Source organism: Rhodococcus sp. P3_B8 (assembly GCF_056402775.1).
On the sequence record NZ_JBFUGT010000195.1, the window covers coordinates 1 to 12,017 of the forward strand.

Here is a 12,017-nt window from a genome sequence, read left to right on the forward strand (position 1 = left end):
GTCCGAACCTGTGGTCGGGGGAGGGGTCACCACCCTCCGGATCGAGTTCGCGTACCCGGCGACCTCCGTGACACTGCCCACCGGGTCGCCGACGACGGTCATCGCCGTCCGCACCGCTCCGCGGATCAGGCCGCCGAGACGGCCGGGGGCGCTGCGCACGGTGTCGAGTGCCTGCTCGAACAGGGCGCCGCCGCCCGACATCTGCTCCGGCAACGGCGCGGGCCGATCCGGTTTGTCCGGCGACGGTTCGGGGCGCCTGCTGTGCAGCAGCGTCATCAACTGGATGCCGCCGAGCCCGTCCGTGATGCTGTGGTGCGTCTTCACCACGTAGACGGCGCGGCCGTCGTCGAGTCCCTCGATGAGCATCGCGCTCCACGGCGGCCGGGCGCGGTCGAACGGCTCGGTCGCCATGTGCCTGCACATCCGGAGCGCGTGGTCGAACGTCGCCGGCTCCGGCAGTCGCACCCGCGACAGGTGATAGTCGAGGTCGAACTCGGGGTCGACCGACCACATCGGATTGCCCAGCCGCAGCGTCGGCTCCACCACCCGCATCCGGATCCGCGGCACCATGTGCGACGCCCATTCGTGGGCGCGCACCAGCCGGTCCCAGTCCGGCGGTTTGTCGAGGACGTCGACCGCGACGATCGGTGAGCGCAGCTTCGGCTGCACCTCCTCCATCCGCCACATCCCGGTCTCGAAGTCGGACATCGTGCGGTCCGCTCCCCAGGCGACGTCGGAGAAATCCACGTCGACGGCACTCGGCGGTATCAGAGGTTCGCCGTCGGCCATGCCCACCCTCATTCGGTTGCTCGAGTTGCCCTCAGCTGCTGCTTTTCCAGTGTGGACCCGCCCCGCAGATCGCGTCCCTGGTTCTGGCGGATTGCGCACCGGACTTTCTGTCTAAGGTGAGGACGTGCCGACTCTCCACCACGCGACGCTCGACAGGATCGACCCGGCCACCCTCTACCGGATCATGGTCCTGCGGACCGACGTGTTCGTCTTCGAGCAGGGCATCGTGTCGGAACCCGAACTCGACGGACGCGACCTCGAACCGACCACCACCCAGTTCTGGGCGGAGGAGGACGGCGAGGTTCTCGCGACACTGCGTGTGCTGGCCGACGAACCGACACTGCACCTCGGACGCGTCGCCACCGCTACCCACGCCCGCGGGCGTGGACTCGCGGGTCAGCTGCTCGAAGCCGTGTTCGAGGCATTCCCGGGCCCCGTCGAGATCTCCGCCCAGGCCTACCTCGAAAACTGGTACGGCCGTTACGGTTTTCGCAGAACCGGCGAGAACTACCTCGAAGCCGGCATCGACCACCTGCCGATGAGGCGCTCCGCGCCCGTGCGTGGCTGACGAGTCTCTGGACTCCGTCACCACTCACCGAGTTGTCGTAGGCTGCCGTCATGGCGAAAAGCTTCGACTACTCCGAACAGATCGCGTACCCCATCGACCGGGTGCACGCGACCGTGACGGATCGGGCGTTCTGGCAGCACCGGTTCGACGAGGCGCCGGAGAAACTCACCCTCGACGACAGCCGCGGCCCCGGCACCCTGACGGCGACGATGCGCGACAGCATCGGCGCGTCCTCCCTCCCCGGGCTGGTCCGCAAAGTCGTCTCGGGCGAACTGAAGGTCGAGCGCGCCGACGAATGGGGTGCCCTCGACGGCGACCACGCCGACGGCCGGATCAGTGGCAGCTCCACCGGGATCCCGGTGAAGATCGAGTGCACGTCGGTGCTCCGCGCGTCGGGCGACGTCACCGTCCTGGACGTCGCCGGATCGGTTCAGGTCAAGATCCCGCTCGTCGGCGGACAGATCGAGTCCCTCGTCAGGAAGCTGGTCGGCGACATGGTCGGGCAGGACCGCGACGCGATCGAGAAGTGGCTCGGCGACAGCTGACGCTCACACCCCGGACGCCGGGCCGTCGAGTTCGACGTCCAGCGTGCGGGCCCCCGGCCCCGCCGTGCCCAGCCGGTCGTGGCTGTTGACGATCGCGCAGCTCCCGAGCGAGAGGCACCCGCAGCCGATGCAGCCGGTCAGGTTGTCGCGGAGCCGGATCAGCTGCTCGATCCGCTGATCCAGATCCGCATGCCACCGCGTCGAGAGCTTCTCCCAATCCTTCCGGTTCGGCGTCCTGCCCTCGGGAAGGGTCGCAAGGGCGTCCCGGATCTCGGCCAGCGGAATCCCGACCCGCTGGGCGATGCGGATGAACGCGACCCGCCGCAGCGTGTCCCTGCGATATCGACGCTGATTGCCGGACGTCCGCCTGCTGGAGATCAGCCCCTCGCGCTCGTAGAAGTGCAACGCCGACACCGCCACGCCACTGCGCTCCGACAGCTGCCCCGGCGTCAGTTCCTTGGCTCTCCACTCGGGCATCTCCACGACAGGCAACCTTTCACACGGTTACCTGAACAATACTCGAGGTCAGTCGCGGCGGAGATGTCCGTGCAGGTGATGCGTGAGCGGAGTCAGGTCGTGCGCCATCCACAGGTCGTACGTGAGGTCGCCGCCGCGCACCGACAACTGTCGCCGGATGCTGTGCACCGGTTTCGCGTCCGGGGACGCGCTCAGCACCACCATCGACAACTCGATGGTCCCCTCCCGGACCTGACCGCGGTGGATCTCGGTGAATCCGGTCGGCTGGGCCACGAGCAGTTCCGCCTCGTCCTCGGCGACGAGCCGCAGGAACCCGGACTCCGAGTGCAACGGCCGACCGCTGCCCACCTCCTTCGTCCGAGACCGGTACGCCAGGAACGGTTTACCGGTGGGGGCGAATTCGATCTCCTCGGTGTATGCGAAGTTGTCGATCGTCGGGTACGCGCCCTCGCCCTCGCCGCGCCACAGACCGGCGAACGGCGCCAGGGCGGAGGGCACGGACGGAAGTGGGGGCGTGTTCGCAGACGAACTCGCCGCCGCATCCGAGTGCGCCGGCGAGAGAGTCGCGTTCTCGTCCATGAGATACCTCCGCCGTTTCACGGTACTCGCCTGCGGCGCCGAGGGACACGGTCAGCGGCGGAGTGTTTGAGCGTGCCTGCCGGGCCCGCCGGCATTACCGTCTAGACATGAACGCGTCCGGTTCTGCACCGCTGGGGGCCAACTCCGAAGTCGGGCAGCTGCGTGCCGTCCTCCTGCACCGTCCCGGAGACGAACTGAAGCGGCTCACGCCCCGCAACAACGACCAACTGCTCTTCGACGGGCTGCCCTGGGTCGACCGCGCGCAGGAAGAACACGACGCGTTCGCGGACCTCCTGCGCAGCCGCGGCGTCGAGGTCCTGCTGCTGTCCGACCTGCTCACCGAGACGCTCGGCGCCAGCGGCGCCGCCCGCATACAGGGCATCGGCGCGGCCGTCGACCCACGCAAACTCGGGCACACCCTGGCGCAGGAACTGGCCGCGCACCTCCGCGGTGTCCCGGCCCCCGACCTGTCCACCATCCTCACCGCGGGGATGACCTTCGACGAACTTCCCGTCGCGGCCAACACGGCGTCGCTGGTCCGGCGCATGCACCACGGCGGCGACTTCGTCATCGACCCGTTGCCCAACCTGCTGTTCACCCGGGACTCGTCGTTCTGGATCGGACCCCGCGTGGCGATCACGTCCCTCGCCCTGCCCGCCCGCGTCCGCGAAACGTCCCTCACCGACATCATCTACGCCCACCACCCGCGTTTCCGCGGCGCCCGGCGCGCCTACGAATCCCACACGGCTCCCGTCGAAGGCGGCGACGTCCTGCTCCTCGCACCGGGAGTCGTCGCCGTCGGGGTGGGGGAGCGCACCACACCGGCAGGCGCCGAGGCGTTGGCGCGCAGCGTCTTCGAGGACGAATTGGCGCACACCGTGCTGGTGGTGCCCATCGCGCAGGCCCGGGCGTCGATGCACCTCGACACCGTGTGCACGATGGTCGATCACGACGCTGTCGTGATGTACCCGATCATCCAGGACACGCTGTCGGCGTTCACCATTCACCGCGAGGACAAGGGTGTGTCGATCCGCGGAGCCGATCCGTTCCTGACCGCCGCCGCCGAGGCCATGGGCATCGGCAAGCTGCGCGTCATCGACACCGGGCTCGACAACGTCACCGCCGAACGCGAACAGTGGGACGACGGAAACAACACGCTCGCACTCGCACCCGGCGTCGTCGTCGCGTACGAACGGAACGTCGAGACCAACGCCCGGCTCGAGGCGTCGGGCATCGAGGTACTGCGGATCGCCGGTTCCGAACTCGGCTCCGGCCGCGGCGGGCCCCGCTGCATGTCCTGTCCGGTGGCCCGTGACCCGCTGTAGGCGCTGCGCGCCCGTGCGCCTTTTTGGGCTCTACTGACTCATTCGTGGGTTGGTCCGGCCGGGTAATTGTGGTCGAGCGCCCCCGAGGCTGAGCATTGCCAGTGCGATGACTGCCTCGGGGTGTGGAACCCGAATCCACGTCGGGTGATGAGGCGGATCTTGGTGTTGACCGATTCGATCCGCCCGTTCGACARCCCGTGTTCGATGGCGGCGAGGATGGCGGGTTTGTGGACGAGGATGCTTTTCTGCAGCGCGACAAACGCCGGGATGCGGCACCGCCTCGCCCAGTCGATCCATCGATCGAGTTCGGTGGCGGCCTGCTCGGCCGGGAGCTGGAAGATCAACCGCAAACTCTCCTTGAGCAGGTAACCACGGTGCAGCACGGGATCGTGCAGTTCGATCCACCGCAGCGTCGCCCGCTGCTGCGCATTGAGCGTGTCCGGGTTCTTCAGCAACGCCCACCGGCTGCGTTTCACCGTTCGAGCTGGCCCGGCCTTTGGGCGACGCCGCGGTTTCCAACCGCCCCCACGGGAAGCGGTTTCGGTGGCCCGCGCCCGATTCCACGCCGCCCGCCGCACCGTGTCCAGCGCTTCGGTGGCCCAGGCGACCACGTGGAACGGGTCCGCGCACCGGACCGCATCCGGGCAGTACCGGGTCACCACCGACCCGATCCACCCGGCCGCGTCCGAGGTGACGTGGGTGATCCGCGCGCACCGATCGGCCCCGAGCAGGTCGAAGAACCCGGACAGGGTGGCCGCGTCCCGGCCGGGGGCCGCCCACACCAGCCGGCCGGAGTCGTGGTCGACGACGACCGTCAGATACTTGTGGCCCTTCTTGTAGGAGATCTCGTCGATCCCGATCCGCCGCAGCCCGGCCAGCGGATCCCGGGCGGGTTCGGTGTCGGCCCACACCCGGTCCACGATCGCCCCGACCGTGCGCCACGCGGTGCGCATTAACTCGCACGTCGCAGCCTTCGAGGTGTGCGTGGCCAGCCACGCCACCGTCTGGTCGAACGAGTAGGTGTGGCCGGCGCGGTGCCGTGCCCAGGGCACCGCGGCCACCGTGACCCCATGCTCGCGGCAGGCCACCCGCGGTGCCTCGGCCTCGATGAAGGTACGGACCAGGCCGCAATCCGGGCCGCGCCACCGTCGCCGCCCGGCACCGCCGTCGTATCCGGGGCTGCGCCGMCCGCACACCCCGCACCGTGACATCGCCCGCGCCTGCGGACGGACCGCGACGATCACCGCCGCGGCCGATTCGTCGAAAACGACGTGCTCGATCACCGTCTTTTCGACACCCAACACCTGACGCCATATCCTGGCTTCGCGCACGCCGTTCTCCACACATGTAGCCGACTGACCCTAGACAAGCCAGAACGCTACTGGGAGAACGGCGTGCGCCCTCAGCAGGACCGGTATTCACCCACGCTCACAGCAGTAGAGCCCCTTTTTGGTAGCTGGAACAACGGCGTATTCAGTCGGTCGACGCAACATCCCTGGTAAGGAAGGGTGTTGTGGATGGTGTTCAAGGGGCGGCCGCCGATCGAGCGGCGAGTGCGGGAGCAGTTCTGGGAGTGTTTGCGGGCGGGGCAGGACACGGTCAGCGCGGCGTGTGAGGTGCAGGTCTCGCTGACCCAGATGCGGCGGTGGCTGGTGCAGGTCGGTGGAGTGCGTCCCCGCCGACCTGTTCCCCCGTCGGGGCGGTATCTGTCGCTGTCCGAGCGGGAGCAGATCGACGAATTCCGCCGGGACGGGTGGACGATCCGGGCGATCGCCCACGCACTGGGCCGCAGCCCGTCCACGATCAGCCGGGAACTGCGGCGGGCGTTGTCCTATCGCGGGAAGTATCTGGCCTCACGGGCCCAACGGGACGCCGAGGCCCGCGCCCGGCGCCCCAAGACCGCCAAGCTCGCCGCCCACGCCGAGTTGCGGGAGCAGGTGCAGGGGTGGCTGGGTGAGGACTTGTCACCGCAGCAGATCTCGCACAAGCTCAGGCGGGAGTATCCGAGCCGGCCGGAGATGTGGGTGTCACACGAATCGATCTATCAGGCGTTGTTCGTCCAGTCCCGGGGAGCGTTGACGCGGGAGCTGACCGCCCATCTGCGGACCGGCCGCTACCTGCGTAAACACCGAAGCACGGTCGGTGAGCGGCGGGGGAAGTTCCCGGACATGGTGATGATTTCCGAGCGTCCCGCCGAGGTCGAGGACCGGGCGGTGCCCGGGCACTGGGAGGGCGATCTGATCATCGGGGCGAACAACAAGTCGGCGATCGGGACGTTGGTGGAGCGGTCGACCCGGTTCGTGATGCTGTTGCACCTGCCGGATGGGCATTCCGCCGAGCAGGTGCGGTCGGCGATGACCCGCAAGATCACCGAGCTTCCCCAGCACCTTGCCAAGTCGATCACCTGGGATCAGGGTGCGGAGATGAGTCAGCACGCCCGGTTCACTGTCGAGACGGGGGTGCCGGTGTATTTCTGTGATCCGCGTTCGCCGTGGCAGCGCGGGACGAACGAGAACACAAACGGCTTGCTGCGCCAGTACTTCCCCAAGGGGATCGCGTTGGACGGGTTCGACGAGGTCTACCTCGACGTGGTGGCCGATAAACTCAATCGTCGTCCCCGTATGACGCTCGACTGGGACAGTCCAGCCGAGCGTCTCGGGAAACTCGTTGTTGCGACGGCCGCATGAATCCGCCAACCAGAAAGGCGCACGGGCGCGAAGCGCCTCTGACCAGGCGATTTGTTGGCCCGGGCGGCAATGGTGTAACTTTCTTCGAGCACGGAGGAAGTCATTCCGAGTGCGGAGAACAACCGAATACGGGGCTATGGCGCAGCTGGTAGCGCACCACACTGGCAGTGTGGGGGTCAGGGGTTCGAGTCCCCTTAGCTCCACTCGAGAGAAGCCTCTCATCCGCAGACAGTGCGGGTGGGAGGCTTTCCTCATTCATCCCCTTGTCCCGGTGGGACACTGGCGTCATGACATTCACTGTGACGCATCGATCATTCGACCAATTGGCGGAGTTCGCCGTCACCGACTTCGGCGACGACGACAGCTACAGCATCCACGAGTCCGGGGCGCTCGTCATCGTCCGTGCCGCCCGGGAGTTGATCTACGCCCCCGGGAGCTGGTTCCTGGTGGAGCGGGAGGACGGGCAGGAGGACGGTTCGCCCGGCAACTACATGTGACCGCCCACCGCAGCGACGGCGGTTCCCGGTCGAACTCGCACATATGTTCGACCGCGAGGTAGGTTGGGCGTGTGGCCGTCAGAACCGAAACCGCGCCGGGGCGCTGTCCGAACGGGCACACGCTGGCCGCCAACACGTGCCTGGTGGGGTGGGAGGTGTGTGGGTGCGCGACGTCGAACAACGGTGGGCACCGCACCCATTTCTGCCGGCGCTGCGGCGCGACCGTCCGGACTCCGCCGTGTAGTGGCACGGCGTCCGGCGACGGGCGGTGAGCGGGCGGTTATCGGATCGGTTGCCTCGCGGCCGTGGGGTTGCCCCAGATCGTGTCGGATTCGTCCTGGAGCACGAGGGCGACCAACCTCTCGGCGCCTGCGGTGAACGTGGACGCCGCGACGCGCACCCAGATCCAGTGGCCTTCCCGGTGGCGGATGCGCAGATGTGCTGTCGCGCTGGTGCTTTCCGTACCCAGGACCCGGGCGAGCATGGTGCCCCACAGTTCGGCGTCGTCGGGGTGGAACAGTTGCTCGTGTTCGAGGTCTGCGAATTCGTCGGTGTCGTAGCCGATCAGGGCCGCGCAGGCGGGGTTGCTGAACACGAGGTTTCGATCCCGGTCGTGAACGCTGATCGCGTGGGGGATGGACTCCATCAGTGCAGCGAATCCGTCGCTATCCAGTTGTCTCACTGTCCCCCCTCGGGAATCTTCGATGGCGCCCACATAGTACGCCGCGCCTCGGATCTTCGGGCGGTATCGCAGTTAACGGCGAGCAACTTCCGGTATCGAACCTGCTCCGTGGCGATAGGGTGACGGGATGCGGTTCGTCACCATCGTCCAGGCCTCCGCGTTCGTCCCCGTGTGGCTTCGCGTTCTCCTGCTGATGGCGGCGGGCGCGAAAGTGTGGGGAGCCGGCATCTGTTGCGGCTGCTATTTCGGCAGCAAAGACGTCACGATGGGGCTGGGGACGTTCGTCAACCGCGGAGTGCTGTTCGACGGCACTGCGCCCATCACGCTCGGCAGGCAGGTCGCTGTCGGGCACCGCGCGCAGTTCATCACGAGTACTCACGAGATCGGACCGAGCGACGGCCGGGGCGGGCGGGTGGTCGACCGTCCGATCGTGGTCGGCGACGGGTGCTGGATCGGCGCRGGCGCGATCATTCTTCCCGGAGTGACGGTGGGGGACGGATGTGTCATCGGGGCGGGCACGGTGGTCACCCGCGACTGCGAGCCGAACGGGCTCTACGCGGGGTCGCCCGCGCGTCGTGTCCGCGACCTCGACGCCGCGCCGTCCGTGCGCTGAGCGCCGGCCTGGCGTTCGACGGTGACCGCACGGTTCACGCCGTCGAGAAACCGTGAAATGGTGGCCCTTTCGGCGGTGTCGAAGTCGTCGAGGACGGAGGCCGTCCGGTCGATGAGCGGCCCGAAGAACGTCTGACCGAGGTCGACGGCGCGGGGTGTGACCGCGAGCAACGACCTGCGGCGGTCGTCGGCGTCCCGGTCGCGCCGGATCAGGCCTGCCTTCTCCGTGCGATCGAGCAGGGCGGTGACCGAGGCGGAGTTGATGCCGAGCTGACTTCCGAGCCATCCGGGTGTGGCGGCGAGTCCCGTGCGGTCGGCGTCGAGGATGCAGATCAGGGCACGGAGATCGGTGGTGTGCAGTCCGTGTAGTTGCGCGAATTCGGCGCCGAGCAGGTTCAGTTCGACTGCGAGTGCACGCAGTCGGTGCACGGTCTGTGCGCCTTCGTCCGGGTCCACGCTTTGCAATCTACTGCGACTTTTCCTTCGTTTGTCTAGTATCTCGATTGTCGAGATAACCGAGGAGGGTTGATGACGGCAGTCGACGACTTCTTCGCCGCGTACGACGTACTGCTGGACGAGTGGCCGGTGGACGTCACACCCGTCGACGTCCCGACACGGTTCGGGAGCACCCGGGTCAACGTGTGCGGACCCGAGTCGGGGGCGCCGCTTCTCCTGCTCCCCGGGGGCGGGGCGACGTCGACCGTGTGGATCGCGAACGTCGCGGCGCTCGCCCGCAGTCACCGGGTGTTCGCGGTGGACGTCATGGGCGACGTGGGGCGCAGTGTGAACGACGGCGCACCGCTGCGCACGGCCCTGAACCTGTTCGAGTGGCTGGACGCGGTGCTCGACCACCTCGGGGTGAACGCGTCCGCGGTGGTCGGTCATTCGTATGGCGCCATGATCGCCCTCGCCTACACGCTGCACGGTTCCCGTCGCGTCGACAGCCTGGTGCTGCTCGACCCGACGTCCTGCTTTGCGGGCATGAGCCCGAGGTACCTGCTCCACGCGGTGCCGGTGCTGATCAGGCCGACGGAGAAGCGGCAGCGGAGTCTGATCGGCTGGGAGACCGCGGGCGCCGGAGTCGACCCGCGGTGGCTGGGCGTGAGCGCGCTCGGGACGGCCGCTTTCGGCCGCACTGCGCTTGTGGTGCCGCCGCGCCCGAAGGCCGAGGCGCTGGGGAGGCTGACCGCCCATACTGCCGTGGTGCTTGCGGGAGGCAGTCGGGCACACGATCCGGGGAGGGTGGCGGCGAACGTCCGCCGGTTGCTCCCGTCGGCCACGGTCACGACGATTCCCGGCGCCACACATCATGCGCTGCCGATGACGCCCGCAGCCGACGTCGACGCGGCGATCCTCGCCGCGGGGGCGGGACGCTAGGATGGGCGCCCGGTAGATCGTCGAGGTCCCACGGAGGTCGCAGCGTTGGCGAAGAAGCGGATTCCCGTCGTCATCGTCGCCGGATTCCTCGGTTCGGGAAAGACGACACTGCTCAACCACGTGCTGCGCAACAACCGCGGGGTCCGGGTCGGCGTCATCGTCAACGACTTCGGCGCCGTGAACATCGATTCGATGATGGTGGCCGGTCAGGTCGATTCCATGGTGTCGCTGAGCAACGGCTGTATGTGCTGCGCCGTGGACGTCAGCGACATGGACGAGATGCTGGACCGCCTCGCCCATCCCACGTCGCAGATCGACGTGATCATCGTCGAGGCGAGCGGACTTGCCGAGCCGCGCAACATGATTCGGCTCGTTCTCGGCAGCACCAACCCGCACGTCGTGTACGGCGGCCTCGTCGTGATGGTCGACGGTGAGCAGTTCGAGGACAAGGCGGCGCAGCACCCGGACCTCGGCAAGCACGTCACGCTCGCCGACCTCGTGATCCTGAACAAGACGGACCGCATCGACGACGGCCGACGCGCCGCCGTGCAGGCGATGGTCCGCGACTACAACGACCGCGCGCCCGTCCTGACCACCGCGCACGGCAGGATCGAGCCCACCCTGCTGTTCGACCGTGAACCCGGGCGTGAACCGGCGGCGGGGGAGCAGCTGACCCTCGACCAACTCCTGCTGGACCAGCACGACCACTGCGATGACCACGATCACCTGCACTCGTCCTACGAGGCAGTCGATTTCGCCTCGGACGAGCCGATCGATCCGCGTCGGCTCGTGGAGTTCCTCGAGAAACGACCGGTCGGGATCTACCGGATCAAGGGATTCGTGCACTTCGCGGTGCCCGGACAGTCGCGGAAGTTCGAGGTGCAGACGGTCGGCCCGCACATCAGATTCACGTCGACGCGCTGGGAACCCGGCGAGGAGCGGGCGACCCAGCTGGTGCTCATCGGCGCCGACATCGAGGCCGAGCACGTGCGGACCCGGCTCGCGGACTGTGTCGTGGCGGAGGGGGACGAGGCGGACCCCGGCGCGATGCTGGGCGTGCACCGCTATACCGTGACCGCGTGACCGAGTCTGCGTGTAGTCCTGAAACGAATCCCGAGCCCGCGCTGTCCGTGTACGACGCGATCCGTCGTCGCCGCGACGTGCGGGCCGAGTTCACCGGGGAGCCGATCGCGGCCGACGTGCTCGACCGCATCCTGGGTGCGGCGCACTGCGCCCCCAGCGTCGGCAACACGCAGCCGTGGGATTTCGTCGTCGTGCGCGACACCGAGACGCTGACCACGTTCGCCGATCATGTGGCCGGCGCCCGGCGGCGTTTCGCGGACTCGCTGCCCGAGGACCGGAAGAAGACGTTCGATCCCATCAAGATCGAAGGGATCTGCGAGAGCAGTATGGGAGTCGTCGTCACCTACGACCGGAGCCGAGGCGGCGAACACATCCTCGGCAGGCACACGGTCGACGACACCGGTCTGTTCTCCGCGGTGCTCGCGATCCAGAATCTGTGGCTCGCCGCGGCCGCCGAGAACGTCGGCGTCGGCTGGGTGTCGTTCTACGACGAGCCGTATCTCACCGAACTGCTGGGCATCCCCGAGCCGGTGCGCCCCATCGCCTGGCTGTGCGTGGGGACGGTTGCCGAGTTCCAGCAGGTGCCGGACCTCGAGCGCTTCGGGTGGCGGGGGCGCCGGCCACTGGCCGACGCCGTCCACCTCGAGAAGTTCTAGCCCTGACGGCGGCGTGAGCCGGCGGCGGACGCCGTGCGGGTTCCGCCGCCGGTGGACGACGCGGCGCGCGGGCGTCCGGCACCGCCGGAGCGGGAGCGACGTGCCCCGCCGCCCTGGCCGTGTGCGCGACCGCCCTGGCC

General features: G+C 68.2%; 14 protein-coding genes, 1 tRNA gene and 1 pseudogene. 10 read left to right on the plus strand and 6 right to left on the minus strand.

The features are described 5' to 3' along the window. A partial coding sequence (locus tag AC1D1G_RS32645; protein ID WP_477955324.1) for a wax ester/triacylglycerol synthase domain-containing protein occupies positions 1-789 on the minus strand: 789 nt, incomplete at its 3' end. A gap of 124 nt (positions 790-913) precedes the next feature. Between AC1D1G_RS32645 and AC1D1G_RS32650 the strand changes: the two genes are divergently transcribed. Further along, positions 914-1,357: a GNAT family N-acetyltransferase gene (locus AC1D1G_RS32650; protein WP_280785085.1), complete on the plus strand. Its 444-nt coding sequence runs from the start codon at positions 914-916 to the stop codon at positions 1,355-1,357. A 50-nt stretch (positions 1,358-1,407) separates the two neighbouring features. Beyond that, the gene (locus tag AC1D1G_RS32655) at positions 1,408-1,902 is read left to right on the plus strand and encodes a DUF2505 domain-containing protein (RefSeq protein WP_283331507.1); all 495 of its coding nucleotides are present in this window, start codon (positions 1,408-1,410) and stop codon (positions 1,900-1,902) included. Between the two features lie 3 nt (positions 1,903-1,905). Here the strand turns inward: AC1D1G_RS32655 and soxR are convergent, their stop codons facing one another. Together soxR and AC1D1G_RS32665 are read right to left on the minus strand one after the other, a co-directional pair. After that, a complete protein-coding gene (gene soxR, locus AC1D1G_RS32660) occupies positions 1,906-2,385 on the minus strand; it encodes a redox-sensitive transcriptional activator SoxR (protein WP_477955327.1) in 480 nt (159 codons plus the stop codon). 42 nt (positions 2,386-2,427) lie between these two features. Next, the gene (locus AC1D1G_RS32665) at positions 2,428-2,958 is read right to left on the minus strand and encodes a nitrobindin family protein (RefSeq protein WP_477955329.1); all 531 of its coding nucleotides are present in this window, start codon (positions 2,956-2,958) and stop codon (positions 2,428-2,430) included. Positions 2,959-3,065: 107 nt separating this feature from the next. Between AC1D1G_RS32665 and arcA the strand changes: the two genes are divergently transcribed. Continuing rightward, on the plus strand, positions 3,066-4,283 hold the full coding sequence (gene arcA, locus AC1D1G_RS32670) for an arginine deiminase (protein ID WP_280785082.1): 1,218 nt from the start codon (positions 3,066-3,068) through the stop codon (positions 4,281-4,283). Between the two features lie 30 nt (positions 4,284-4,313). On the opposite strand, the pseudogene AC1D1G_RS32675 reads toward arcA, so the two are convergent. Continuing rightward, positions 4,314-5,614, minus strand: a pseudogene (locus AC1D1G_RS32675) (ISL3 family transposase). A gap of 186 nt (positions 5,615-5,800) precedes the next feature. On the opposite strand from AC1D1G_RS32675, the gene AC1D1G_RS32680 reads away from it, so the two are divergent. From AC1D1G_RS32680 to AC1D1G_RS32690, 3 genes are all read left to right on the plus strand, one after another. Next, on the plus strand, positions 5,801-6,970 hold the full coding sequence (locus AC1D1G_RS32680) for an IS30 family transposase (RefSeq protein WP_477955332.1): 1,170 nt from the start codon (positions 5,801-5,803) through the stop codon (positions 6,968-6,970). 130 nt (positions 6,971-7,100) lie between these two features. After that, positions 7,101-7,173, plus strand: a tRNA-Ala gene (locus AC1D1G_RS32685). 84 nt (positions 7,174-7,257) lie between these two features. Next, positions 7,258-7,467, plus strand: a complete 210-nt coding sequence (locus AC1D1G_RS32690) for a hypothetical protein (RefSeq protein ID WP_011598322.1) — start codon at positions 7,258-7,260, stop codon at positions 7,465-7,467. Positions 7,468-7,747: 280 nt separating this feature from the next. Here AC1D1G_RS32690 and AC1D1G_RS32695 read toward each other — a convergent pair whose 3' ends face one another. Next, positions 7,748-8,149, minus strand: a complete 402-nt coding sequence (locus AC1D1G_RS32695; protein ID WP_241961798.1) for a PAS domain S-box protein — start codon at positions 8,147-8,149, stop codon at positions 7,748-7,750. Between the two features lie 127 nt (positions 8,150-8,276). Between AC1D1G_RS32695 and AC1D1G_RS32700 the strand changes: the two genes are divergently transcribed. After that, positions 8,277-8,762: an acyltransferase gene (locus AC1D1G_RS32700; RefSeq protein WP_477955334.1), complete on the plus strand. Its 486-nt coding sequence runs from the start codon at positions 8,277-8,279 to the stop codon at positions 8,760-8,762. Here the strand turns inward: AC1D1G_RS32700 and AC1D1G_RS32705 are convergent. Next, positions 8,702-9,226: a MarR family winged helix-turn-helix transcriptional regulator gene (locus AC1D1G_RS32705; protein WP_477955336.1), complete on the minus strand. Its 525-nt coding sequence runs from the start codon at positions 9,224-9,226 to the stop codon at positions 8,702-8,704. The genes AC1D1G_RS32700 and AC1D1G_RS32705 overlap by 61 nt on opposite strands. Positions 9,227-9,289: 63 nt before the next feature. Here AC1D1G_RS32705 and AC1D1G_RS32710 point away from each other — a divergent pair, with 63 nt between their 5' ends. Genes AC1D1G_RS32710 through bluB form a run of 3 tightly spaced genes read left to right on the plus strand, consistent with a single transcriptional unit; the run spans position 9,290 to position 11,877 of the window. Further along, positions 9,290-10,138: an alpha/beta fold hydrolase gene (locus tag AC1D1G_RS32710; protein WP_477955338.1), complete on the plus strand. Its 849-nt coding sequence runs from the start codon at positions 9,290-9,292 to the stop codon at positions 10,136-10,138. 45 nt (positions 10,139-10,183) lie between these two features. Next, positions 10,184-11,221: a CobW family GTP-binding protein gene (locus AC1D1G_RS32715; protein WP_280781685.1), complete on the plus strand. Its 1,038-nt coding sequence runs from the start codon at positions 10,184-10,186 to the stop codon at positions 11,219-11,221. Further along, positions 11,218-11,877, plus strand: coding sequence for a 5,6-dimethylbenzimidazole synthase (bluB, locus tag AC1D1G_RS32720; RefSeq protein ID WP_477955341.1), 660 nt, complete (start codon positions 11,218-11,220; stop codon positions 11,875-11,877). Before AC1D1G_RS32715 ends, bluB begins: the two co-directional genes overlap by 4 nt. Positions 11,878-12,017 lie beyond the last annotated feature (140 nt).

Excerpts from the sequence above, each read along its gene's own strand:
- AC1D1G_RS32690 (WP_011598322.1), top strand. The coding sequence starts at position 7,258 with ATGACATTCACTGTGACGCATCGATCATTCGACCAATTGGCGGAGTTC.
- AC1D1G_RS32680 (WP_477955332.1), top strand. The coding sequence starts at position 5,801 with ATGGTGTTCAAGGGGCGGCCGCCGATCGAGCGGCGAGTGCGGGAGCAG.
- AC1D1G_RS32665 (WP_477955329.1), bottom strand. The coding sequence starts at position 2,958 with ATGGACGAGAACGCGACTCTCTCGCCGGCGCACTCGGATGCGGCGGCG.
- AC1D1G_RS32710 (WP_477955338.1), top strand. The coding sequence starts at position 9,290 with ATGACGGCAGTCGACGACTTCTTCGCCGCGTACGACGTACTGCTGGAC.
- arcA (WP_280785082.1), top strand. The coding sequence starts at position 3,066 with ATGAACGCGTCCGGTTCTGCACCGCTGGGGGCCAACTCCGAAGTCGGG.
- AC1D1G_RS32655 (WP_283331507.1), top strand. The coding sequence starts at position 1,408 with ATGGCGAAAAGCTTCGACTACTCCGAACAGATCGCGTACCCCATCGAC.